The sequence below is a fragment of the Shewanella sp. Iso12 genome, assembly GCF_012030025.1.
GTDB classification, from domain to species: domain Bacteria; phylum Pseudomonadota; class Gammaproteobacteria; order Enterobacterales; family Shewanellaceae; genus Shewanella; species Shewanella algae.
This window is the reverse complement of the sequence record NZ_JAAUHW010000015.1, coordinates 26,803-50,908: the sequence shown is the minus strand read 5'-3', so window position 1 is coordinate 50,908 and position 24,106 is coordinate 26,803. Positions and strand designations below refer to the sequence as shown.

The window sequence follows — 24,106 nt, the reverse complement described above, 5'->3', positions numbered from 1 at the left end:
CACTGATGCAATGAACTTATCGCCGGAATAACCTCCGGCGATTCGCCGTAACAAAGCCCTGCCCGGCCTGAACCTGCCCGCAAGGCGTTAAGCGAAAAAGGATAAGAAGATGCAAGTACTCGTGATTGGTGGTGGTGGTCGTGAACATGCCCTGGCCTGGAAGGCAGCGCAATCTGCCGCCGTGGAAACCGTATTTGTTGCTCCGGGGAATGCCGGCACGGCGCTGGAGCCCAAGCTGGAAAACCTGGCGATAGAAGCCACGGATATCCCGGCGCTGCTGGCCTTTGCCAAGCAACAACAGATAGCCCTCACCATAGTCGGCCCAGAGGCCCCTCTGGTACTGGGAGTGGTCGATGCCTTCCGCGCCGAAGGTCTGAATATCTTTGGCCCCACCGAAGCGGCAGCGCAACTGGAAGGCTCCAAGGCCTTTACCAAAGACTTTCTTGCCCGCCACCGGATCCCAACCGCCGACTACCAGAACTTCACTGAAATTGCCCCGGCCAAGGCCTATGTCGCCGAGCTTGCCGGTCGCACAGGTTTCCCTGTGGTAATCAAGGCCGATGGTCTGGCCGCAGGTAAAGGGGTGATCATCGCCCAGGATCAAACCGAGGCCGATGCCGCCATCGACGATATGCTGGCAGGCAACAAGTTCGGCGAAGCCGGCTCCAGAGTGGTCGTTGAGGAGTTTCTGCGCGGCGAAGAAGCCAGCTTTATCGTGATGGTCGACGGCAACAATATTCTGCCTATGGCCACCAGCCAGGATCACAAAGCTCGTGACAACGCCGACAACGGCCCCAACACAGGCGGCATGGGTGCTTACTCCCCGGCGCCGGTCGTCACCCAAACAGTGCACGATTGGGTCATGGCCAATGTTATCCGGCCAACGGTTGACGGCATGGCCGCCGAAGGCAATGTCTACACAGGCTTCCTCTATGCCGGCTTGATGGTTGCCGCCGATGGCAGCGCCAAGGTGCTGGAATACAACTGCCGCTTTGGCGACCCCGAGACTCAACCTATCATGATGCGCCTCAAGTCGGATCTGGTGGAGCTCTGCCTGGCCGCCTGCCGTGGTGAGCTGGACAAGGTCAGCGCCGAATATGATCAGCGTGCCGCCGTCGGTGTGGTCATGGCCGCCGGGGGCTATCCGGATGATTACCGCAAGGGTGATGTTATCGAAGGGCTGTCGCTCGGCAATAATGAAGCCAAGGTGTTCCACGCCGGTACCAAGATGGTCGATGGCCATGTAGTCACCAATGGCGGCCGGGTATTGTGCGCCACGGCTTTGGGCAACACAGTGACCGAGGCCCAGCAGGCCGCTTATGCCCTGGTGGATGAAGTCCATTGGGACGATGTCTACTTCAGAACCGACATAGGCTATCGCGCCATCGCCCGCGAGCAGGCATAACGGCTTTCACTCAGTTAGCCAGACTCAACAGTCAACAAAAAAGCCCGGAATTTTCCGGGCTTTTCTGTTTGAACCTCAGCTTAGCTCTTTAAGGGCTTAGTTCTCTGAAGGCATAGTTTTCTGATTGCTTAATCACTTTAAAGCAAGGTACTGGCCATCTTGCGGCGCAGGTAGGCTATCTGCTGCATATGGGGCAAGTCTTTAGGACAGTTGTCCTGACATCCCAGCAGGGTCATACAACCGAACACCCCATCCTGATTGCCTATCACATGGTAGAAGTCCTCGGCGCTGCGGGCATCGCGGCTATCCAGCTCGAAACGAGCGATTTTCATCATGCCGACTGCGCCGACAAAGGTGTCGCGCATCTGCTTGGTGGCGCAGGCCGAGACGCAGACACCGCACTCCACACAGCGCTCCAGTTCATAGAGTCTGGCGGCTTCCTCCGGGTCCATCGGGGCTTCCAGATGGTGGATATCCTGCTGATCCGGCTTGGGATGCAGCCACAGCTTGAGCCTTTCAGCCAGCTCACGCATAAACTTGCCTGTGTTGACCGACAGATCCCCTATTAGCTCAAAGCCTGGCAGCGGCATCAGGGTGATCAGTCCATCTGGATATTTGGCGGTCAAGGTGCGGCAAGCCAAGGTAGGAAAGCCGTTGATCACCATGGCGCAGCTGCCGCAAATCCCGGCGCGACAGACAAAGTCGAACTGCAACGATGGGTCCTGCTCCTCCCTGAGGCGATTGAGGGCGATAAATACCGTCATCCCCGGTGTTTCTTGCAGTTGATAGTCCACCATTTGTGGCTTGTCTCCCGCTTGCTGTGGGTCGTAACGGAAGATCCTGAAGGTTAAAGTGCGACCACTCATGCGTTGTCATCTCCGGCAGGGTTAGGCTGAGAAGGGGTTGAAGTCTGTGGGCAAGCCAGACGGTCGCTCAGGCGCTCGTTGCCGGGGCGCAGGCTTTCCGGCAGTTCGAACGGCATCAGTGCCCGCTGCTTGTCTTCAGCACCGGCATCCGGCCCCAGAGACGCGAGAATGGCAGCAATCTCCTGCTCGCGTTTGGCGGTATCCGGATGGGCAATGGCATTGTCGGCACCATAGCCGCGATAACCGGGCGGCAGTTCCATCTGCATCACATCCAGCGCCTCGTAGCTGAGCACAGGCTCCAGCGCGTCGGGGTCCGGCCAGCTGGCCAGGGTACGGCTGAGCCAGTCTTTGTCGTTACGCTGCGGGTAATCCTCGCGGGCATGGGCGCCACGACTCTCGGTACGCGCCAGGGCGCCGCAGGCCACAGTCAGCGCCACCTTAAGCATACGCCTGACCCGTAAGGCCTCGACCAACTCGGGGTTGGCGTGGCGCTTCTTGCAGGTAACGACAATATTGCGCGAGCGAGCCAGCAAATCCTTGAGTTCGGCCACCGCCTTTTCCAGCTCTGGGCCGTTACGGAAGATGCCGACATAGTCCATCATCACTCTTTGCATCAGGCGCTTGAGCTCAAACGGGCTCTCGCCCTGCTCCCGAGCCAGCAACTCGTCTATTTCCTGGTTGAGCTCATCACGGAAACGCTGCACCAGCGCCGTATCCAGCACCAGCTCCTCCTGCTCGCAGAAGTCGGCCACATATTTGCCTATGATCATGCCGCCGACCACGGTTTCCGCCAGCGAATTACCGCCCAAACGGTTAAAGCCATGCATGTCCCAACAGGCTGCCTCACCGACACTGAACAGCCCCTTGAGCTGCGGGCTCTCTCCTGTGTGATTGGTGCGAATGCCGCCCATGGAATAGTGCTGGGTCGGCCGCACCGGGATCCACTCTTCGGCCGGATCTATGCCGAGGAAGTTCTCGCAGATCTCTTTGACTTCCCGCAGGTTGGTTTCCACATGCTTGCGCCCCAGCAGGGTGATATCCAACCACAGGTGCGGGCCATAGGGGCTGTCGACTCCCTTGCCCTTACGCATATGTTCTGTCATCCGCCGTGATACCACGTCACGCGAGGCCAGCTCTTTCTTTTCCGGCTCATAGTCTGGCATAAAGCGGTAGCCGTCTTTATCCCGCAGCAAGCCACCGTCTCCGCGGCAGCCCTCTGTGGTCAGAATGCCCACTGGCACTATGGCCGTGGGGTGGAACTGTACGGCTTCCATATTGCCAAGGGTCGCGACCCCGGTTTCCAGCGCCAGCGCCTGGCCTATGCCCTCACAGATCACCGCATTGGTGGACACCTCATAGATACGGCCGTAGCCACCTGTGGCTATGGTGGTGGCCCGGGCGATATAGGCCCTGAGTTCACCTGTGATCAAACAGCGGGCAATGACCCCATGGCAGCGGCTGCCGTCGTGAATGAGTTTCAGCGCCTCGACCCGCTCATGCACTGGGATCTCCATGGAGATCGCCTTATTGTCCACCGCATACAGCAGCGAGTGGCCGGTACCATCGGCGGTGTAACAGGTGCGCCATTTCTTGGTGCCGCCAAAGTCGCGGGCGTTGATCAGCCCGTGAGCCTCGGCGGCTTCTTCCAGAGTTACTTTTTCGGCATTGACCACTACTTGACGCGGCCCGGCAGTCACCCTGGTCCAGGGTACGCCCCAGTTGGCCAGCTCACGGACCGCCTTGGGAGCACAGTGGGCGAACATTCGTGCCACCTGCTGATCGCAGCCCCAGTCTGAGCCTTTGACCGTGTCCTGAAAATGCACATCTTCGCTGTCGCCCATGCCCTTGACGGTATTGCCGAGACTGGCCTGCATGCCGCCCTGGGCCGCGGCCGAGTGGGAACGCTTGGCAGGGATCAGCGACAGTACCAGGGTATCCAGGCCACGCTCTTTGGAAGCGATGGCTACCCGCAGCCCCGCCAATCCGGCGCCGACAACCAACGAATCCGTATAGATGAGTTTCACGCACACTCCTTATGGGACGGCCCAATGCCGTTTACCCTAAAGCTATCTGTTTGGGTTATCGATACTCAGCTCGCGTGGGGCCAAAAGGCCAGCAAGGACGCCAGACCTACGGCGACAAACGCCACACTGAGTATGGTTTTAATTTTTCTAAGGCGCGCCCGGCTGTTGAGATCCCGCGTCGCGCCCCATTTCAATGCCACCCGGTACAGTCCTATGGCGGCATGTAACTCCACTGTCAGCAGTAGTGGCAGGTACAAGGCCCAGGCATACTGGTTCCAAATCCTGTCGGCCGAGCCCTGTGGCCCTATGGTTTCCGGGGCCGAACCCACCAACCAAAGATGCACAGGAAGCAGCAGCAAAATCACCACTCCGGTAGCGGCCTGCCACACCCACAAGCGGGTATCGCCATGATCAATTTGCACTAGTTGCTGTTTCAGAGCCTTTTGCTGCCTGAGCGACAGAGGCAACTTGTGCAAGGCCACCAACACATGCAGTAACGCCAACCCGGCAACGGCTATGGCTATCAGGCTCACCACCCAGGGATAGCCGTGGCCATCATCACTGAGAAAACTCAGCTCCATGTTGCGGGCCACCCATTCCATTGCCGGTGCCCCCAGCAATATTGAAGACACCAGCAACAGGTGAGTCCACAAAAACAGCGCCAACAACACGCCTGAAGCACTCTGCCCCAGATCCAACCAGCCGCCCCAGCGCTCACTCAGTCGTATCATCCGTATTCCCCCTGTCATCCAATGGCTTAACCGCTTAAAGATAGTAAAACCAATGTGGATCACAAAGGGCGAACGAACCCTGAGGCAGATCAAACTTCTGCCGGTTAATTTACCTTTAACTGATATTGAGTTAACCGGGAACAAACGGCTGCAACGGCAGGCTCAGCTCATTGCCTAGCAGCATATAGGTCACCAAACTGCCTAAACCAAGCACAATAAGGTATACAATCAATAGCTTGGCTATTTTCCTCAGGCCAGTGCGGTTAAAGCTGAGGCCCCATTTCACCGCCACCCGATACAGACCTATCATGGCGTGGATCACCACCGCAGGCAGCAGCAGGATATACAGCAGCCAGGTGTTGTCGTGCCAGACTCGGTAGGCCGACATATTGGGGCCGATTTCCGGATTGGCTATCATGGTGACCAGGTGCATGGGCACCAGGAAGAACAGGATAAAGCCGGTAGCCAACTGCCAGAACCAGGCGTGGCTGTCGCGGTGTTTGATCAGATGCAGATGGCTGCGCAGCGCCCGCCATTGGCCGAGCTGCGCCGGAAAGCGCCTCAGCGCCATGGCGGCATGCAGTATCACCACCAGCAGAATAAACACAGAGAAGAGTTGCGTCAGCAGTGGGTAACCGTGGCCACTGGCACTGAACCAACCGCCTTCCAGCACCTGCACTACCTTATAGAAAGCCTCTTTACCCAGCATGATGCTGGATTCGAAGTGAAGATGCGCCAACAGAAACATGCCCAGCAAAATGCCGCTGGCACTCTGCAGGCGATCGGCTCTGGCCGACCAGTGGTGGCTGTTGGCATGACCGAGCCAGCGCTCGGGGATGTGATATTTTGTCAGCATGTTTTTTGGGTACAGATCCTTGGGATCTACAACATAACTCACAGCCAAACTGCGCCAATGCCCAAGGAGTCTGAATGTGACCTGCCTCAATCGAAAGTGGGGGATTATCTGATCACGCTCACAAATAAACCACTTTCAGCAAAACAGAGGTAATACCAATTATCCACTACAAATCAAACGTTTATTTGAAACTTTAAAACAAAAAAGACAGCAAATTACCGTAAATCCAACCGCTGACCGAGTAAACCTGAAACCGGGTTTCACTCCGCCCTCTTTACCCCGGTGTGCTGGCAAGGCCGGCAGCCTATGGCTTACAATAGCGCTTTATTGTCCCCCACGAGAGAAGATTCCATGCCCTGGATCCAGTTACGCATCCACAGCAGCAGCGAGCACGCCGAGACACTCAGCGACCTGTTGCTGGAGGAAGGCAGCGTGTCCATCACCTTTGAAGATGGTAAAGATACGCCGATTTTTGAGCCCAAACTGGGAGAAACCCCACTTTGGGCCGACACTGTGGTGGTCGCTCTGTTCGATGCCGGCACAGATCTGACTCCCACAGTCGAGATGCTCAAGCAACTGCCCTTCCTCGAAGGCAAGCTGAACTACAAGATAGAGCAGATAGAAGATAAAGACTGGGTACGCGAATGGATGGACAGCTTCCACCCCATTCAGTTCGGAAAGCGCCTGTGGATCTGTCCCAGCTGGCGTGAAATCCCGGAGCCTGAAGCCGTCAACGTCATCTTGGATCCCGGCCTGGCCTTTGGCACAGGCACTCATCCCACAACGGCCCTGTGCCTGGAGTGGCTCGATGGCCTGGATCTGCAAGGTAAACAGCTGGTCGACTTCGGCTGCGGTTCCGGCATTCTGGCAGTCGCAGGTCTCAAGCTGGGCGCAACCAACGCCATAGGCATAGACATAGACTACCAGGCTATAGACGCCTCCCGCGACAATGCCAAGCGCAACGGCGTGGATGACAGACTCAGCCTCTATCTGCCTGAAGATCAACCCAAAGGTATTCAGGCCGATGTGTTGGTAGCCAATATTCTGGCCGGACCGCTGCGGGAACTGGCCCCCCTGATCGCCGAGTTGGTTCGTCCGGGTGGCAAACTGGCGCTGTCCGGTTTACTGCAGGAACAAGCCGAAGAGATCCGCGAATTTTACGCTCAATGGTTCGAGATGGACGAAGCCGTTCACAAAGAAGATTGGAGCCGCTTGACAGGAGTACGCAAATAGCGGTAAAGGCGGCGCCAGAGCGCACTGGCGCTGACTTCCCACCAATCAAAAGTCAAGTAAAAAAGTTTTGCTCAGGTCATTTATTGACCTTTTCACCGCTGCCAAAAAGGCGTACTATAGCGCCCCTTTGAAGAGCAAGGTGAAACAGCAAAATGCAGATTGGACCCTATCAACTGAAGAATCAGCTGATCGTGGCACCAATGGCAGGTGTCACCGATCAGGCCTTCCGCAATCTCTGTATCCGTTATGGTGCTGCCATGGCAGTGTCAGAGATGCTTTCGTCCAATCCCGACCTTTGGGACACGGACAAGAGCCGCCAGAGAATGACGCACTCGGGTGAAGAAGGCATACGCTCAGTACAAATCGCCGGGGCTGACCCCGATAATATGGCTTGGGCCGCCCGCTACAATGTGGAGCAAGGCGCCCAAATCATAGATATCAACATGGGTTGTCCGGCAAAAAAAGTGAATAAAAAGCTCGCGGGTTCTGCCCTGCTGCAATCGCCGGAACTGGTAAAGAAAATACTGGATGCCGTGGTTGCCGCAGTGGATGTGCCGGTAACGCTGAAGATTCGCACGGGCTGGGCCCCAGAACACAGAAATGGTGTTCAAATCGCCCGGATTGCCGAAGAGAGTGGCATTACGGCGCTCGCGGTTCATGGCCGCACCCGCCAATGCATGTACAAGGGTCATGCCGAGTACGACACCATCAAGGCAATCAAACAGAATGTCTCGATTCCTGTTGTCGCCAACGGGGACATCGATAGTCCGGAGAAGGCGCGTTTCGTGCTGGATTACACAGGTGTCGATGCCCTGATGATAGGACGGGGTGCCCAGGGAAGGCCTTGGATTTTCAGAGAGATCCAGCATTACCTGGACACAGGTAGCAAGCTAGCGCCCATAGGGATGGCAGAGCAGCGTCAAGTGATGCTGGAACACCTAACCAAACTGTATGATTTATATGGGGAAGTAAAGGGCGTCCGCTTCGCCAGAAAACATATGGGATGGTACCTGGACCAGGAAGAACAGCGCCAGTTCCGTGCCGACTTTAACCGGCTGGAAACCGCTGCAGAACAATGTTCCATGGTGGAACGTTTTTTTGATGAATGTGTACTAGATAAATAAAGAGCAGAATACGAATGTTTGATCAGACAACTCACACAGAAGCTCATCAGCTTACCGTAGGCAAAATCGAAACCGCTAACGGCACCATCAAGCCCCAGTTACTGCGCGACGCTGTAAAGCGCGCTGTCAGCAACTTCTTCGCTCAGTTGGACGGTCAAGAAGCTCAGGAAGTTTATGAAATGGTGCTATGCGAAGTTGAAGCACCTCTGCTTGATATCATTATGCAGCACACTCGTGGCAACCAGACCCGCGCCGCCAACATGCTGGGCATCAACCGCGGCACACTGCGCAAGAAGCTGAAAAAATACGGCATGAACTGATCACCAGTTCGCTAGATGCTGTAACTAAAAAGGTTTACCCATAAAACGGTAAGCCTTTTTTGTTTTACCCTCCATGAAGACACTATATTGTTGATCGCCACCGACTTATCAAAGTAACACGGATAAAAATCAGCCCGATTGTTGTACCATGGAGTCTCAGTTGCAGAGGCGATATCGAATAGGGCATCACAGCATAGGCCCGGTCTGATTGACATCGGCGACCGACATCTTTAAAACGTCAGCCAACTTGGCGATAGCGCTACGAGACACAGCAAGGACACGGAACGATGGGACAGCTTATAGGAAATTTCTTCTCGGTAGTTTGGCGAGTTCTCGCTGCCGTTTTTGGTCACTGGCAGGCTCCGCCCTGGATGCATTGGTGCATAAAGCATCCCTTTAAAGCCTTGGGAAGCCTACTGCTGCTATCTGTATTGACTGTGCTTTGCTGGGGTGGCTGGTATTGGTACCAGCATTTACCCAAGCCCTATACCCTGCACTATACGCTCAAGGCGCCGCGGCTAACCGATTACCACCAGACCAAACCTCAGGTCGCTCCCTTGACCCTGACCTTCAGTGGTTCGGTCGCGCCTTTGGATGTCATAGGCAAACCTGTCTCCAAGGGCGTCAGTCTCAGCCCCCAACTCGCCGGACAGTGGCGCTGGGCCAGTGACAAACATCTGCAATTTACTCCGGATAACGACTGGCCGATTGCGGAAAAGTTCGCAGTCAGCCTGGATAAGAAGCAGCTGCTGGCAGACCATATCTTACTGGATAAATACCAGAGCGAATTCAGCACAGCCGCCTTCACGGCCACCATCTCTGAGGGGCGCCTGTACCAGGATCCGGCCCAGCCGAGTATTCAAAAGCTGGTCGCCACCCTGGCCTTCAGCCACCCGGTGGATACGGCCTCGGTCAAACCTCAACTGGCGATATTGCTGAGCCCCGGCTTGACCTACAGCGGCAATGGCGACACCGAGGTCACCTTCGATGACAAGCATCTGTTCGCTTACATACATTCTCCTGCGCTCGCCACGCCACTTGAGCAGAGCACTGTAACCCTGGAAGTCAGCAAAGGGATCCAGGCGGCCAGCGGCGGCAACAAGGCAGGCAAGAGCCAATGGCAAGTAGAGGTTCCCGGCCGTTATCAGCTGAGTTTTAAACAAGCTCAGGTCAACTTCGCCTACAACGACAAGGATGAACCCGAGCCGGTGCTGACGATGGAAAGCTCACGTCCGGTCAACGACGAAGCGCTTCAAGGCAAAGTACATGCCTGGTTGCTGCCGGTGAAAAATCCCAAGGGAAGCCGTCACTGGTATCAGGAAAATGTCACCGAACAGGTACTGGCCAAGGCCGACAAACTGACCTTGACCCAGATCCCCGGTGCCGAAGGCCTCAACCAATTACACAGCTTCAAGCTGAAAGCTCCGGTCGATCGCTACGTGGCGGTAATGGTGGATAAGGAAGTCGAAGGCCAAGGGGGTTATCTGTCCCGCGATGCAGTGCTGACTGTGCTACGAATGCCGCAGTATCCCAAGGCGCTCAACTTCCTCGGCGAAGGCTCCTTGCTGACTCTGGACGACGATCAACGCCTCGGCTATTTGGCCCGAGGGGTGCAAAAGGTGCAGATTGAGGTCGCCCAGCTACTGCCTGATCAGCTCAATGCCCTGATAGATCAAAGCTCGGGCAGCTTTGCCGAGCCCTACCTAAACAACACAGATTTCGACCGTTTGGTCACTCGTCAGGTGTTCAAGCAACAGCTTACCGGGCGCGATCCCAGCAAGACGCTCTACGGCAGCGTCGACCTCAAGCCCTTCTTCAAGGACAAGCGCGGCATCTTTGTGGTCAAGCTTACTCCGGCCGATGAAAGAGACAGCCAAACCTTCGACTATTACCAAACCGAGGCCCACGATCTGCGCTTTGTGGTCGTGACAGATCTGGGCATACTCGCCAAACGCAGCCGTGATGGCAGCCAAGATCTGTTCGTGCAATCCCTCGGCAAGGGGACTCCGGTGGCCGGAGCCCGGGTGGCCGTCATCGGCCGCAACGGTTTGCCGGTAGCCGAGGCTTTGACCGATGAACGCGGTCATACAGGCTTTGCCAAGCTTGGCGAGCTGCGCCGGGAAAAGACCCCGCTCTACTATCAGGTCGAAAAGGATGGCGATCTCTCCTTCTTGCCGCTGGCTGATTGGCGTCGCCAGCTCAATCTGTCCCGTTTCGACACCGGCGGCAGCTATGAGAGCGACGATCCCGGCGCCCTGAGAGCCTACCTCTTCACCGACCGCGGGCTGTATCGCCCCGGTGAAACGGCCCATATCGCCAGTTTGGTGCGGGGTCAGGACTGGAGTACCGCCCTGGGTGGCCTGCCGGTGAAAATGCAGATCACCGATCCCCGCGGTGTAACCGTGCTGGATCGCACCTTCAAACTCGATGGCAGCGGCTTTGACAGCCTGGACTTCAGCGCCGGCGAAACCGCGGTTGCCGGTGACTATCTCGCCACTCTGTCCCTCATCAAAGACAGATACCGCCTCACGCGTCTGGGGGATGTCACCTTCAAGGTGCGCGACTTCGAGCCGGATCGCATCAAGGTGCGGGTCTCTCTGGGCACCGACAAGCAGTTTGAAGGCTGGCGCAAGCCACAGCAACTCAAGGCCGAGGTCTTGGCCGAGCAACTCTTCGGTGGCCCGGCGAGCGATCGCCGAGTCAGCGGCGAGATGGTGCTGTCACCAACAGATATTAGCTTCAAAGCCTGGCCCGGCTATCGCTTTGGGGTATTGGGCAAGCTCAAGGAATCGTTCCGCGAAGACTTGAGCGAAACCACCACAGACGGCGAAGGCAAGGCCAGCCTGGACTTGGCGCTGGACCGCTTTGCCGGCAGCACTTACAAGCTGCACTTGCTGGCTCGGGTATTTGAAGCCGGCTCAGGCCACGGTGTCAGCGCCCAAGACCAGCTACTGGTATCCGATGCCGACTGGTTACTGGGCTACAAGAGCGATGGCGCTCTGGATTTCATCAGCAAAGACGGCAAGCGTGTGCTCAACCTGCAAGCCGTTGGCCAGAACCTTCAAGGTGTGGCTACTGAGCTCAAAGTCGAGCGTATCGCCCGGCGCTGGGTGTCTGTGTTGGTGAAACAGAATGACGGCACCTACCGCTATGAATCGCGCCGCAAAGACAAACTGCTGGGCAGCACTGCCCTGAGTCTGGCCGCAAGCGGTGGCCAATTGGAACTCGACACCAGGGAGCCGGGTGACTACCGCCTGCGACTGCTGGATGAAAACGGCCGCCAGTTGAACCAAATAGATTACAGCGTTGCCGGCAGCGGCAACGCCAGTCGCACGCTGGAGCGCAACGCCGAGCTGGAACTGACGCTAAACAAGGCAGAATATCTGCCGGGTGAAAGCATTCAGGTGGCGATTCAGGCCCCTTACAGCGGCGCCGGACTCATCACCATAGAGAGAGACAAGGTTTACGCCTTCAAATGGTTCAAGGCCGACAGCACCCGTTCGTTACAGAGCATTACCCTGCCGCAAGGCATTGAGGGCAATGCCTATATCAATGTGCAGTTCCTGCGGGCACCGGACTCGGAAGAAGTCTTTATGAGCCCGCTGTCCTATGCCGTGAAACCCTTTAAGGTGGATCTCGGTGAGCGGCGTCAGGCCATCGCCCTGAGCCTGCCGGAAAAGGTTAAACCCGGGACGCAACTGGATATCGACCTCAAGCTGCCAAGCAAAGCCAGAGTCGTGGTATTCGGGGTTGATGCCGGTATTTTGCAGGTGGCCCGCTATGAAGCGCCGGATCCACTGGCGCACTTCTTCGACAAGAAGGCTCTCAGCGTAGATTCCAGCCAAATTCTCGACCTGCTGCTGCCGGATCTCAAGGTGCTGATGCGCCAGGCCGCCCCCGGAGGTGACGCCGCCGCGCTGCTGGCAGCCAACCTCAACCCCTTCAAACGCAAGCGCGCCAAGCCTGTGGTCTACTGGTCGGGTATTCGTGAGTTGGCCGCCGGAGAGCAGCGGCTGCAATATACAGTGCCCGACAGCTTCAACGGCAGTATCCGCTTCTTTGCCGTCAGTGCCACCGAAGGCGGCATAGGCACCAGCGAGGCCAGTGTCGCGGTCAAGGCGCCTGTGGTGATGAGCCCCAATGTGCCGGCTTTCCTGGCACCCGGCGACACCGCCGATGTTACTGTGGGACTCTATAACACAGAAGCCGAAGCGCAGGATGTTACCCTGACCCTCAGCCTGAGCGGCGCCCTTCGCAGCGACCTGCAACCGCAGCAGTTCCATATCGAACCGGGCCGTGAAGCCACGGCGCACTTTGCCGTCAAGGCAGGCGAAAATCTGGGTCAAGGAGAACTCCACTGGAAGCTGGCCACCAGCGAAGGCGAGCTCAAGATCAGCGAGAGCATCTCGGTACGGCCGTTAACGCCCCACCGTTTAACCCTGGCCACGGCTGTGCTCGACCGCTCCGAAGCCAAGCTCAAACTTGACCGTCAGCTGTTTACGCCGTTCAGCAAGGTGGAAGCGGCCCTTGGCAACAGTCCGCTGGTTTGGGCTCAGGGGCTGAGCCACTATCTGGACAACTATCCTCACGCCTGTACCGAACAGTTGGTATCCAAAGCCGTACCGGCACTGCTGCTGGGCAAGCCTCAGGATAATCTCAATGACTTTAACCAACTCATTGGCCAGTTGCGAAGCCGCCAGAACAGCAGCGGCGGCTTCGGTCTCTGGGCCGCCAACCCGATAGTCGAGCCTATGGTGGCCTTGTATGTGGTAGACATGCTGCTGGACGCCAAGGCCCAGGGTTACCCCGTGCCACAGGATCTACTGGACAAGGCCAACAGCTATCTGTCGAGCGTGAGCTCTGGCCCCAGCAGCGGCCTGGATGAACTGCGCGAACGTGCCTATGGCGCGTATCTGCTGGCCCGCCAGGGGGTGCAGGTGAGCGGCGCCCTGGCCGACATCCGCGAGCGTTTGCAGCGCTACTATCCTAAGGATTGGCAAGCAGACATCGCCAGTGCCTGGCTGGCCGCCAGCTTTACCCTGATGCAGCAGCAACAGTTGGCCGAGCCACTGTGGCAGGCGCAGAAGTGGCAGCTGCTTGAGGATAAGCCCCAGCGCCTCGGCCTCTACCTGGATCCCATGGTGCACGATGCCCAGCTGCTGACACTCATCGCCCGTCAGGCGCCACAGCGCCTGGATGACCTGCCGGAACAGTTGCTGCCGCGCATGGGCCAGTGGCTCAGCGAGCAGCGTTACAGCTCGCTGTCTGCCGGTACTCTGGTGCGGGCGCTGACCGCTCTGGATAACTCCCGCGGCGATCAGGGGCTGGCCATGCAAGCCCTGGTCGATAAGGCCTGGCAGGCACTGAGTCTACCCAAGGCTAAGTTGCCCCTCGGCAGTGAAGAGGTGAAATACCAGAAAACCGGCACTAATGATGCCTTCTATCTTCTTAGCCAGCAGGGATTTGACCAAAGCCCGGCCAAGCCTTTCAGCCAGGGGCTGGAGGTGAGCCGCGACTATCTGACCCTGGAACAGCAACCTCTTGCCAAGGTCAAGGTCGGGGATGAATTCCTGGTCAGGCTGCGGCTGCGCGCCACAGATATGGACAAGTTGCAGCAGGTGGTAGTAATAGATCTACTGCCCGGCGGCGTGGAGCCGGTTTATCGTGACAAGGATGACAGCTTCGACGGCTGGCAGCCGCCTGTGGGCATGGCTCAGCACAGCGACTGGTCGCCACAGTGGCTCAATGTACGCGAAGACCGCCTGGTGCTCTACGGTACCGCCTGGCGCGATGCCAAAACCTTTGTCTACAAGGTACGGGCCACCAATGTCGGCCAGTTCCAGGTGCCGCCCGCCTATGCCGAGGGGCTGTATGATCCCCTGGTTCAGGCTCAGGGCCCAAGCGGTGAGTTGGTGATCGAAGCGCCATGAAACGCCGCTATTTGTGCCTGCTGGCCCTGGCAGCCTTGCTGCTGGGGCTGAGACTCTGGCCGGCACAACCTTTTTCAAAGCTGGCGCCCAGCTCCCGCATGGTATTGGCCGCCGATGGCAGTCTGCTGCGGCTGACGCTGGCCAGTGATGGCCAGTATCGGCTCTGGCAACCCCTGGAAGGGGTTTCAGACAACATGGTGCAAGCCATCTTGCTCAAGGAAGACCGCTATTTTTACTTCCACCCCGGCATCAACCCGGCGGCCACCGCCAGGGCGATAGTCGCTACCTATCTTAAGGATGATCGCCAGGGCGCTTCGACCCTGACCATGCAGCTGGCCCGGCGGGTTTACAACATCAACAGCCGCCAGGTTGCCGGGAAACTGCAGCAGATGCTGGCGGCGTTCTGGCTGGAACTGCGTTACTCCAAGCATGATATTCTCGAGGCCTATCTCAATCTGGCGCCCATGGGCGGCAATATTGAAGGTGTTGGCGCTGCCAGCCGCATCTACTTTCATAAAGACGCCGGTGAGCTGTCACTCAGTGAAGCCCTCAGCCTGGCGGTCATGCCGCAAAGCCCGGCACGGCGCGCCCGCTTCGGTGCCGACTTTCAGGATGCCCGCGACCGTCTGGCGTTGCTCTGGCAACAAAGCTATCGCGACGATCCCCGCAACAGCGGCCTGTTGACCCTCACCGCCATCGGCCATGACCGCACTGAGCTACCATTTCTGGCGCCGCATTTCAGCCGCCGCCTGCTGCGGGATAATAGTGACACCCTAATTCACAGCACCCTGGACGTCAGCCTGCAGGCCTTGCTGGAACGGCGCCTTGGGCTGTATATCGAAAGCCAGCGCCATCTTGGGGTCAAGAATGCCGCCGCAATCCTGGTGGACAGCCGCGATCAGAGCATCAAAGCCTGGATAGGCTCGGCAGACTTCTTCGATACCGATATCCAAGGCCAGGTGGACGGCGTCAGCGCCCGCCGCTCGCCGGGCTCAACCCTGAAGCCATTTCTGTTTGGCCTGGGCATAGATCAGGGGCTCATACATCCGCTGAGCATACTCAAGGATGCGCCCACCGCCTTTGGCAGTTTCCAACCGGAGAACTTTGACCACAGATTTACCGGCCCCATCAGCGCCCACGACGCCCTGGTCAAGAGCCGCAATCTGCCGGCCGTGTGGCTGGCAGGACAAGTGAACCAACCCAATCTCTACGGCTTCCTGCGCCAGGCCGGCATTCAGGGGCTCAGGGGTGAAAGTCATTATGGTTTATCCCTGGCACTGGGCGGCGGCGAGCTGACCATGGCAGAGCTGGCGCGGCTGTACCTGATGCTGGCGAGCCAGGGCCATGACTACCCGCTGCGGGATCAACAAAGCCAGCCCATCAGCCCGCAAGGAAAGAGCTTGCTGAGCCCGGCCGCTGCCTTTATGGTGCGGGACATACTCAAGGACAACCCTCGCGCCGACGGCCTGCCCGGCAGCAACTGGACAGTGGCCTGGAAAACAGGTACCTCCTGGGGGTATCGCGATGCCTGGAGCGCCGGTATCACAGGCCCCTATGTGTTGGTGGTCTGGGTGGGCAACTTCGATGCCACCCCCAACCCGGCCTTTGTCGGCGTCCGTACCGCCGGGCCCCTGTTCTTCGCCCTCAGCGATGCCTTGCAGGGCGTACTGCCCGGCACGGCCGATATGGCCAACACGCCGCCGGATACGGTGAAAAAGGTAGCCTTCTGCGCCGCCTCCGGCGAGCTGCCCAACCCTTGGTGCCCCAAATTGGTCGATGGCTGGTATATCCCGGGAGTTTCCCCCATCAAGGTCTCCAACTTGCATCGCCCGGTGTGGCTGGATAACAAAACCGGCGCCGCCGTCTGCCCACCCTACGACTCGGCAATTCACCACCAGGAGGTGTTTGCCTTCTGGCCGTCAGACTTGGCGGCCCTGTTCGAACAGGCAGGTTTACCCCGCAGGATGCCGCCAGAGCTTCCGGCCGCCTGCAGCCAAAGAGTCGCGGTCAGCTACTCGGCCCCGCTTATCCGCTCTCCCTTGAAAGGCGTCACCTACAGCCTGCGCCAAAGCGTGGCCAATGAACACATCGCCCTCAAGGCCGACGCCGCCTCCGACAGCCAAATACTCTACTGGTTTGCCGGTAACAGCCTGCTCGGCCAGAGCCTGCCGGGCCAAACCTTGGAATGGCGCCCACCCAGAGCAGGACGCTTCCAACTATCGGTCAGCGACGACAAAGGCCGCAGCGCCAGCAGACTACTGCGAGTAGACATGCTGCCTTGAGCCCTCTCCCTTGGTGGCAAGGCTCATTTCTGCGACACGCAAACAAAAGGCTGATCGTTTCCGACCAGCCTTTTCCATTCATAGTGTAAGACCAAGGCTTAAGCCTTGGCATGAGCCAATCGATAAGCTTTCTCGCTAAGCTTGTGTTGCTGCCGGCTCCAGCATAAAGACCTTCTTCTGCTGTCCCATGAGTTGTTGCAGCAGTTGATTGGTCTGCTCCAGCGTCAGCTTATTCAGCGTGTTCTCAGTCTCGGCCAGCTCCTGAAGTCGCCCGTCATCGGCCATGGTCTGCGCCAGAGCAGCGCTCCAAAAGGCGGCGCTTTGGCGCTGTTGACGCTGCAACACGGCCAGGGTTTGCCTGGCCTGTTTGAACTCGGCCACACTCATGCCTTCCCGCACCAGATGCTGCACTACGGCGTCGGCGTCTGCGGCCAGCGTCTCGGCCCGCTCAGGCGCCGCGGTGAAATTGAGCCGTCCCAGATAATAAGCTGCCGGGTCACGCGCCAATAGCTGCGACATCTGGATCACATAAACACCGGAAGCCTCGGTGCGCAGTTTCTGCCGCAGCCTTTGGTTCAGCACCTGCTCTATCAGTTGCATCGCCATGCTGTTTGCCGCACTCCACTTCGCATCCTGGCTGTATTGGATCTGCACCATGGTTTTCGGGCTGCTGCTCCAGGGGTAACGGCGCTCCATGGACTCAGCCTTGGGGCGAATGTTGCGATCAGTCCAGCTCTGCGCCTTTTTGCCCTCCTGTTTGGCAAGATGACCGAGCCAGAGGTTGGCCTGCTCGCCCAATTGCTTGAGCGGCAGATTGCCGCTGATACTCAGCACCATGGCGCCTGGGTCACCCAGCAGTTGCCGATCTAATTGCTCAAGCCTTGCCAGCTCTGATGCAGGGTCACTGCCCTGCATCAATAGCAGCTCTCCGTTCTCAAAGGCGGCTTGTGTGATGGCATCCATAAAGCGCCGCTCGGCGGGCATATGATTCAGCTGTTGCTGAATGGCCTGAAGCTGCCTGCTCAAAGCCTCCTGGCAATACTTGGGCTGAGTCAAACGCAGGGTAAATAATTTGAGTAGCGGCGCCAGGGTATCGGCGGATGCCTGACCACGCAGGCCATGATGCAGCAGCTCGGCATAGGGGGTGATGCTGATGCCGTATTGCTTCTGCAAGGCCAGCAGATCCCGGCCCGAGTATTCGCCGATACCGCAGGAGGATGGCAGGTAAAGCGCCTGGCTGACATAGCCCTTGGTGTTGTGGTTCTCCAGAGAGCGACCACCGGGAAGGCGCAGATCCAGCTGAATGTTATCGGTCAGCATAGGATCGCTGTGCAGCAGCAAGGTCAGGCCATTGGCCAGTTGCCAGCGCTCGCTGCGCACCTTGGGCAAGGCGCCAAGCGCCGGCAGTGATGCTCTATCCACAACCTTATTCATCGCCGGCGGCGTTAAGTCCAATGTCAGTTGCCTGGGTTTGAGCGCAAAGGCGCCTGGCGTGCTCGCCAGCCCCTGTTGCCAGGCGGTCAGCAGGCTATTTTTATTGAGCTTTTCGGCGTCCGTGTCCGGCCCTATGAGGGCAATTTTGACCTCGGCCTGTTGCAGCAAAGACTGTACCGCCGCCTGCAGATGCTCGGGCGTGACCTCGGCGAGAAAGGTCTGGGTCATCTGCCACTCTTGCTGTTTGTTCAGCATAGGCATTTGAAAGCTGACGGCATTGGTCAGTTGCTCGAGCAGATAACCGCTGTCATAGCGCGACTCGCTCAGCGCCTGCTGTTGCAAGCGCGCCAGCAAGGGCGCCTTGACGGCATCCAGCTCAGCTTGGCTCACCCCTTGGCTCGCCAAACGTTTAAGCTCAGTGGCAAAGCGCTGCAACGCTGTGCCATAGTCGGCATCGAGCGGGTGCAGAATCGCCAGATGCTGAATTCGCGAGGGCGACAGTACCGCGCTCTGATCGCCGAGCTGCGCCTTGGCAAACAGCTGTTCATCCACCATCAGGCCAAGACGACGGTTCAGTACCGCCAGCCAGAGCCTGTCGAGCAGGTCCCGCCATTGGCCGTTGATACTATTGAGCGGCGCGGGCAAGGGCTGTTGCAGCATGAGTTGGATGAAACGCTGCGATTGCTCGGGATCCAACACAGTTTGCAGTTGCACCTCGGCAGCAGAGGCATCGAAACCGCCCCAGTCGGCGGCGACTTTACTGTCGCCCTTAGCCATAGGCCCAAAGAAGTGCTCGATATGCTGCCGAGCGTCTTCGACATCGAACTCACCGGCCATCATCAGCACCATATTCTGCGGCTGATACCAGTCCTGATAATACTGCTTGGCCAGGGTCACAGGTGCATTGCGGATCACTTCGGGCAGGCCTATAGGATTACGCTCGGCCAGTTCGCTGCCTTGATAACGCAGTTGCTCCAGGGCGCTGTTAATCCTCTGCCCTAGCCCCTGACGCAGACGCCACTCTTCGATAATCACTTCCCGCTCGCGCTCAAACGCCTGGGGATCGAATGTCAGCTTATGGCCCCACTGGGATAAGATTTTCAGTCCCAACGCCACTTGCTGCTCGTCGGCGGCGGGTAAAGACAACTTATAGACGGTGGAAGCAAAGCTGGTTACCGCATTGACATGACTGCCAAGGCTGATCCCCTGCTGCTCCAACTGTTTAAAGCTTTGCTGATCCGCAAACGCCTCTGTGCCCTTGAACGCCATGTGTTCAACGAAATGGGCCAAGCCTTGCTGGGCGTCAGTTTCCTGCAGCGAGCCGGCCTTGACCAGCAGCCTGAGTTCCACATTTTGCCGCGGATCTTTCTTGGGCAGCAGCATCACCTGTAAACCGTTGGCCAAGGTATAAGTTTGCAGATCTGGCCTCAGTGGCAAGCTGCCCTCGGCGAGTGGTTGCTGTGACGTTGAATGTTGTTGTGACTCTGGTTTCGGCTCAGTAGTGCTTTGGCAAGCCAGCAGCAACCCGGCCAGCAAACATACTATCAAGAGTTTCATTTCAGGCCTCCCTCAGGCGGGTGATGGTAGCAGGTTGACACTGTTCATCCTGCTCCAGGGAAATAATCTCATCGGCCAACTGATGCAGTGGCAATTGATGGCTGACCAACACTATGCAGGCCTTGGGCAACTCGGCGCGCAAGAGTTGCAACAGCGAAGTGGCGGCGGCTATGTCCAGCGCCGAGGTGGTTTCATCCAGCAGGATCAGCTTTGGGGCGTTGAGCAGCAACCGGGCAAACATTACTCTTTGCTGCTCACCGCCCGATAGCCGCTGCAGCCAGTTATCTGTGTGTTCGAGCGTGTCCTGCAGCTCCCCTAACCCCACCTGCTGCAACACTTGGCAGCAACGTTCGTCGCTAAACCTCTGGGTGTCAGCCGGATAACAGATAAGCGACTTGAGTGAACCCTCCGGCAGATAAAGGCGCTGGGATATCCAGCAGGGGCTGACCCGAGTCGCCAGCTCCCCGTAATAGCCATCCCAGAAGCCAGCCAAGGTTCGCAGTAAACTGGTTTTACCGATACCGGAGCGGCCGTGCAGTACCAGCAGCTTTCCCGGTGTGAGTGAAAGGCGCAGTCTTTGCAGCAGCGGCCGACCATCCGGCAACAAGAGATCCAGACTGGCCTGCAACAGCGGCACTGCCTGAGGTTCAAGCACATTGACACTTTTCTCTGGGACACTATCGGTTGCAGCTGAGGGCTTGGCGGCGACTGCCGCCTCGGGCCGCGGCGTATCGGCAAACAGACTGGCTTCAAAATGACTCAGACGCTCGACCGTAGCGCTCCAGCGCGCCAGGTCTTTATAGGCGTAGATAAACCAGCTGAGGGCACTGGCCACCTGGGTGAAGGCCATCTTTATCTGCATCAAACCGCCGAGCTGAATTGCCCCGGCAAGAAACTTGGGCAGAGCAAAGAATATCGGCGCCAACATGGTGACCTGGCTGTACCCTGTTGTGAAGAAGGCCAGATTACGCTCCTTGGACATCAAGGCGTACCAGTTTCCGGCTACCCGGGAGAAGCTGTGCGCCAGTGCCTGCTGCTCGCAGTCCTCACCTCGCTGCCCGGCAATAGCTTCACTGTGGTTACGGCGCTGCACCAGGGCGATACGGAAATCTGCCTCACGCTTTTGTTGCTGAAAGTTAAGCCGGTGCAATGGTTTACCCACCTTGTGGGTGATCAGGGTGCCTATCAGGGTGTAGAGCAGGCAGACCCACACCATGTAGCCGGGTATGGTCAACTCGGCATCGCCCAAGGGAATGCTGATCTCGCCGGACAGCGTCCAGAGGATCACCACAAAAGAACCTATGGTGAGTACAGAACGCAAGAAGGACAACAGCAGATCCAGCGAAGTGTCCACCAGCAGGAAAACGTCCTCGGCGATGCGTTGATCCGGGTTGTCAGGCTCCTGCTGCCCAAGCTGGATTCGGTAATGGCGACTGTCCGGCGACAGCCAGCGGCTACAGAGATCCCGGGTCATCCATTCACGCCACTGTATGATGAGCTTTTTCTTCAGGTAGTCGGCGTACACCAACACCAGCACCAAGGCGACTATGATCAGCATAAACTGCTGCAACAGGGGGTAAATCAGGCTGCCATCCAACTGCTGCAGCGCGTTGAAGAAGTCGCCGTTCCACTGGTTGAGCTGCACGCTGAACCAGACCGAAGAGAGGCTTAAGGTCAACACCACCAGCAGCAATGCCAAAGCCGGCAGCCGTTGCCGATTACACCAAAAGGGTTTTATCAAATGCCAGAACATGGCCAGATGTTTCATATCGGAAAATCCATCAATAGCAACGGGCGGCCGCTGGGCCGCCCGCCGAAGAGTCAGCTTAGTATTCGTAGTTCAACTGCAACCAGAACTGACGTCCCGGCTCATAGTTGAAATAGAGCTGATCCTGATAAACAAAGGAGTCGTTGGCATTTTTGCGGTTGAGCAGGTTGTAGATCTCCACCGACACAGAGGCGCCCTTGGCAAACTCGGGCTGCCATTGCAACTTGGTATCCCAACGGAAGGTCGAGGCGTAATCCACTTTGGCGTACTTAACCAGATCCTTGCCGGTCTCGGGATCGCGGAAATAACCGTTCTGATCGCGACTGGCCTGCTCACGGCTGGAGGTCCAATGCAGCAGGTTATACCAGGTGAGGCCGTAGTCATCGAACTCGTGGGTCAGTTCCAGATCTATCTTCCAAGGCGCATTGAAGTCGGTGGCCGGTAAATCGGCCGCGGCAATGACCTTGCCGTCATACCAAACCTTGTCGGCATCCACATTGAGACCGGATTCGAAATAGCTGTAACCCTGGTCTTTTGGGGTGTTGCTCTCGGTTTCCTGCCAGGCGACCGAGAACTTGGCCTGGTGGTTTGCGCCCAAAAATTGAAGGGTTTCCCGATTCATCAGGGTGAAGATCACGCTGTCATGGCTGGTACTGCCGCTGTTGTCGAAGGTTCGAATGGCGCGCTGTTCATAGTCATCAGTGCCGGGATACTTATAACGACTGCGCACTTCATCACGGCCGTTGCGGTGCACATAGTTCAGCTTCCAGATGCTGTTGCCCCAAATCTGTTGCACACCGGCGGTAAACTCGTCGTTATAGGGCGTTTGCAGGTCTTCCATCCCCTCATAATCCCGGGTCGGCATCCAGTCGTTGTGGGCAGAGTTGGGTTTACAGTCAAAGTAGCAATGCACCAGGCCACCGTTTTGGCCGCTGTAGAGAGCATAAGTCAACATGGAGCGACCATAGTAACGGTTGGCCCCGGCGGTCAGCAGGGTGTTGCCGTCGCCAAACAGGTTCCAGCTGCTGCTGAGTCTCGGAGCCAGATTATTGCGATTGACAAAGCCGTCGTGATCCAGCCGCAGACCAGGCCTGAAGCTGAAATCGCCCCAGTTGATCACATCTTCAACATAGAGGGCGTACTGGCTGTGAGTGCTCTTGTATCGGCCTTCAAGGAAGGCATCGAGACGCAGTTGTGACCAGCCCATCATCTCCAGGCTGCCGTCGTAGTTGTTGCGGTAGTAAGTCTTGTCCCGGTTGAATGCAGCATCCGTGTAACTGGCTTCGCCCCCCAGGGTAAAGGTGTGGCTCATACCGGCCCATTTGAGGGGATCCCATTTCCACTTCAACTTGGCGGTACTGGTTTCCTGGGTAGAGTCCAGATCGCCCGGGCCTCCGGAGGAGTAGGAGCGATTGCTCTGCCAGTCCATCAATTGCACCCAGTAAGTCTGCTCGCCGGCACGCTTGTCTGTCATGCGGTTATAGTTGAGCGACAACTCCAGTGTAGAAGCGTCAAAGCCGTGCTCTATCTCCAGGGTAGAACTGTAGCCCTTGTGTTCATCGCGGTAGTCTGAATTGGCCACCCCGTTGAAGAACATGTCCGCCTCATAGGCCGAATAGGCCAGCGACAGATGCGCCGTGGTGCGTGGTGAAGCGTACCAGGTAAACTTGCTGAACAGATTGTCTGAGGTGCGCCGTTGATGCTTGAGACCGCCGCCTGTCTTGAAGGCCACCAGCTCACCGTTGGCATCCAGTCCCACCGCGGTAGCAGGTACATTCATCATGGGGATTTTCGACTCACGCCGGGAAACCGAAGCCACAAAACCCAAATCGTCGGTAATGCCGGTTTCAAAGCTCAGGCCATAGTTGCGCTTGCTGTAATCTGTCTGGAATCTGGCCGGTTGTGACAGGTCATTATTGGCCGAGTCAAACTGCAATTTGTCATCTATATGCACCTTGTTCCAACTGGCATCCGTTTGGCGGAAATAGACGCTGGCGGCAGTTTCTCCTTGCCAACTGCGAGTTGTGGCATCCACTACCCCGCCGGTAAAGCCACCGAATTCCACCGGAATATTGGCATCATAAAGGGTCACGCTGTCTATCAGGCGGCTGTCGACATACAGACCCTGCTCGTCGCTGGACAGGCGGGCATTGGTGACCACGCTGCCATCGACCGGATCCAGGTCGTTGTTGATGCTCATGCCATCGAGCAGGAAGGTATTTTGATAGGCATTGCTGCCGTGAATGGAAATGTCGGCGGGTTTGATCTCCCCCTGATTCAGACTGCTGTTGGCGCTGTTGGAAAACTGCACCGCCGGATTGGACCTGAGCAAGTCGGTCAGGTTACCGTCACCGGTTGGGCGTTTTTTGATATCTTCCCGGGTCAGAGTTTCATGTTGGGTCAGGCCATTGTCGGCCTGCTCTCTGACGATTATCTCCTGTTGATCAGCCACATCAACCTGTTGCGCCTGAGCTACCGGCATCAATGCCAGACCACAGACTACAGCCGCGTGTTTCTTCATCCTCAATCCCTTTATTGTTAAAAAACAGCGATGCCGGAGTTGAACCCGCACCACT

At 57.5% G+C, this 24,106-nt stretch carries 13 protein-coding genes; 6 read left to right on the top strand and 7 right to left on the bottom strand.

What is annotated here, in order from left to right; all coding sequences use genetic code 11:
- The first annotated feature begins 109 nt into the window (after positions 1-109).
- The gene (gene purD / locus HCX89_RS19805) at positions 110-1,405 is read left to right on the top strand and encodes a phosphoribosylamine--glycine ligase (RefSeq protein WP_071238635.1); all 1,296 of its coding nucleotides are present in this window, start codon (positions 110-112) and stop codon (positions 1,403-1,405) included.
- Positions 1,406-1,542: 137 nt separating this feature from the next.
- Here the strand turns inward: purD and HCX89_RS19800 are convergent, their stop codons facing one another.
- The 4 genes from HCX89_RS19800 to HCX89_RS19785 form a co-directional block, all read right to left on the bottom strand.
- The gene (locus HCX89_RS19800; protein ID WP_028781383.1) at positions 1,543-2,271 is read right to left on the bottom strand and encodes a fumarate reductase iron-sulfur subunit; all 729 of its coding nucleotides are present in this window, start codon (positions 2,269-2,271) and stop codon (positions 1,543-1,545) included.
- Positions 2,268-4,295, bottom strand: a complete 2,028-nt coding sequence (locus tag HCX89_RS19795; RefSeq protein WP_071238634.1) for a fumarate reductase flavoprotein subunit — start codon at positions 4,293-4,295, stop codon at positions 2,268-2,270. The genes HCX89_RS19800 and HCX89_RS19795 overlap by 4 nt, the downstream gene beginning before the upstream one ends.
- 65 nt (positions 4,296-4,360) lie before the next feature.
- Positions 4,361-5,026: a fumarate reductase cytochrome b subunit gene (locus tag HCX89_RS19790; RefSeq protein ID WP_071238633.1), complete on the bottom strand. Its 666-nt coding sequence runs from the start codon at positions 5,024-5,026 to the stop codon at positions 4,361-4,363.
- Between the two features lie 130 nt (positions 5,027-5,156).
- Positions 5,157-5,882, bottom strand: coding sequence for a fumarate reductase cytochrome b subunit (locus tag HCX89_RS19785; protein WP_025889945.1), 726 nt, complete (start codon positions 5,880-5,882; stop codon positions 5,157-5,159).
- Positions 5,883-6,233: 351 nt separating this feature from the next.
- On the opposite strand from HCX89_RS19785, the gene prmA reads away from it, so the two are divergent.
- From prmA to pbpC, 5 genes are all read left to right on the top strand, one after another.
- On the top strand, positions 6,234-7,115 hold the full coding sequence (prmA, locus tag HCX89_RS19780) for a 50S ribosomal protein L11 methyltransferase (protein WP_025011337.1): 882 nt from the start codon (positions 6,234-6,236) through the stop codon (positions 7,113-7,115).
- Positions 7,116-7,267: 152 nt separating this feature from the next.
- Positions 7,268-8,239 (top strand): tRNA dihydrouridine synthase DusB, encoded by a 972-nt coding sequence (gene dusB, locus HCX89_RS19775; protein ID WP_025011338.1) that lies wholly within the window; start codon positions 7,268-7,270, stop codon positions 8,237-8,239.
- A gap of 14 nt (positions 8,240-8,253) precedes the next feature.
- Positions 8,254-8,559 carry a DNA-binding transcriptional regulator Fis gene (gene fis, locus HCX89_RS19770; RefSeq protein ID WP_025011339.1) on the top strand — a complete coding sequence of 102 codons (306 nt, stop codon included), beginning with the start codon at positions 8,254-8,256 and terminating at the stop codon, positions 8,557-8,559.
- A gap of 287 nt (positions 8,560-8,846) precedes the next feature.
- Positions 8,847-14,489, top strand: coding sequence for an MG2 domain-containing protein (locus HCX89_RS19765; protein ID WP_167717147.1), 5,643 nt, complete (start codon positions 8,847-8,849; stop codon positions 14,487-14,489).
- The gene (gene pbpC / locus HCX89_RS19760; RefSeq protein ID WP_167717145.1) at positions 14,486-16,771 is read left to right on the top strand and encodes a penicillin-binding protein 1C; all 2,286 of its coding nucleotides are present in this window, start codon (positions 14,486-14,488) and stop codon (positions 16,769-16,771) included. Before HCX89_RS19765 ends, pbpC begins: the two co-directional genes overlap by 4 nt.
- Positions 16,772-16,906: 135 nt before the next feature.
- On the opposite strand, the gene HCX89_RS19755 is transcribed toward pbpC, so the two are convergent.
- The 3 genes from HCX89_RS19755 to HCX89_RS19745 are packed head-to-tail and all read right to left on the bottom strand — an operon-like array spanning position 16,907 to position 24,051.
- Complete coding sequence (locus HCX89_RS19755) at positions 16,907-19,762, bottom strand: pitrilysin family protein (RefSeq protein ID WP_167717144.1); 2,856 nt, start codon at positions 19,760-19,762, stop codon at positions 16,907-16,909.
- Position 19,763: 1 nt separating this feature from the next.
- Positions 19,764-21,530 carry an ABC transporter ATP-binding protein/permease gene (locus tag HCX89_RS19750; RefSeq protein WP_167717142.1) on the bottom strand — a complete coding sequence of 589 codons (1,767 nt, stop codon included), beginning with the start codon at positions 21,528-21,530 and terminating at the stop codon, positions 19,764-19,766.
- A gap of 58 nt (positions 21,531-21,588) precedes the next feature.
- Positions 21,589-24,051 (bottom strand): TonB-dependent siderophore receptor, encoded by a 2,463-nt coding sequence (locus tag HCX89_RS19745; protein ID WP_167717140.1) that lies wholly within the window; start codon positions 24,049-24,051, stop codon positions 21,589-21,591.
- Positions 24,052-24,106 lie beyond the last annotated feature (55 nt).

Coding starts and splice junctions, on each gene's coding strand:
- purD (WP_071238635.1), top strand. CDS start 110: ATGCAAGTACTCGTGATTGGTGGTGGTGGTCGTGAACATGCCCTGGCC.
- HCX89_RS19800 (WP_028781383.1), bottom strand. CDS start 2,271: ATGAGTGGTCGCACTTTAACCTTCAGGATCTTCCGTTACGACCCACAG.
- HCX89_RS19790 (WP_071238633.1), bottom strand. CDS start 5,026: ATGATACGACTGAGTGAGCGCTGGGGCGGCTGGTTGGATCTGGGGCAG.
- HCX89_RS19785 (WP_025889945.1), bottom strand. CDS start 5,882: ATGCTGACAAAATATCACATCCCCGAGCGCTGGCTCGGTCATGCCAAC.
- prmA (WP_025011337.1), top strand. CDS start 6,234: ATGCCCTGGATCCAGTTACGCATCCACAGCAGCAGCGAGCACGCCGAG.
- dusB (WP_025011338.1), top strand. CDS start 7,268: ATGCAGATTGGACCCTATCAACTGAAGAATCAGCTGATCGTGGCACCA.
- fis (WP_025011339.1), top strand. CDS start 8,254: ATGTTTGATCAGACAACTCACACAGAAGCTCATCAGCTTACCGTAGGC.
- HCX89_RS19765 (WP_167717147.1), top strand. CDS start 8,847: ATGGGACAGCTTATAGGAAATTTCTTCTCGGTAGTTTGGCGAGTTCTC.
- pbpC (WP_167717145.1), top strand. CDS start 14,486: ATGAAACGCCGCTATTTGTGCCTGCTGGCCCTGGCAGCCTTGCTGCTG.
- HCX89_RS19755 (WP_167717144.1), bottom strand. CDS start 19,762: ATGAAACTCTTGATAGTATGTTTGCTGGCCGGGTTGCTGCTGGCTTGC.
- HCX89_RS19750 (WP_167717142.1), bottom strand. CDS start 21,530: ATGAAACATCTGGCCATGTTCTGGCATTTGATAAAACCCTTTTGGTGT.
- HCX89_RS19745 (WP_167717140.1), bottom strand. CDS start 24,051: ATGAAGAAACACGCGGCTGTAGTCTGTGGTCTGGCATTGATGCCGGTA.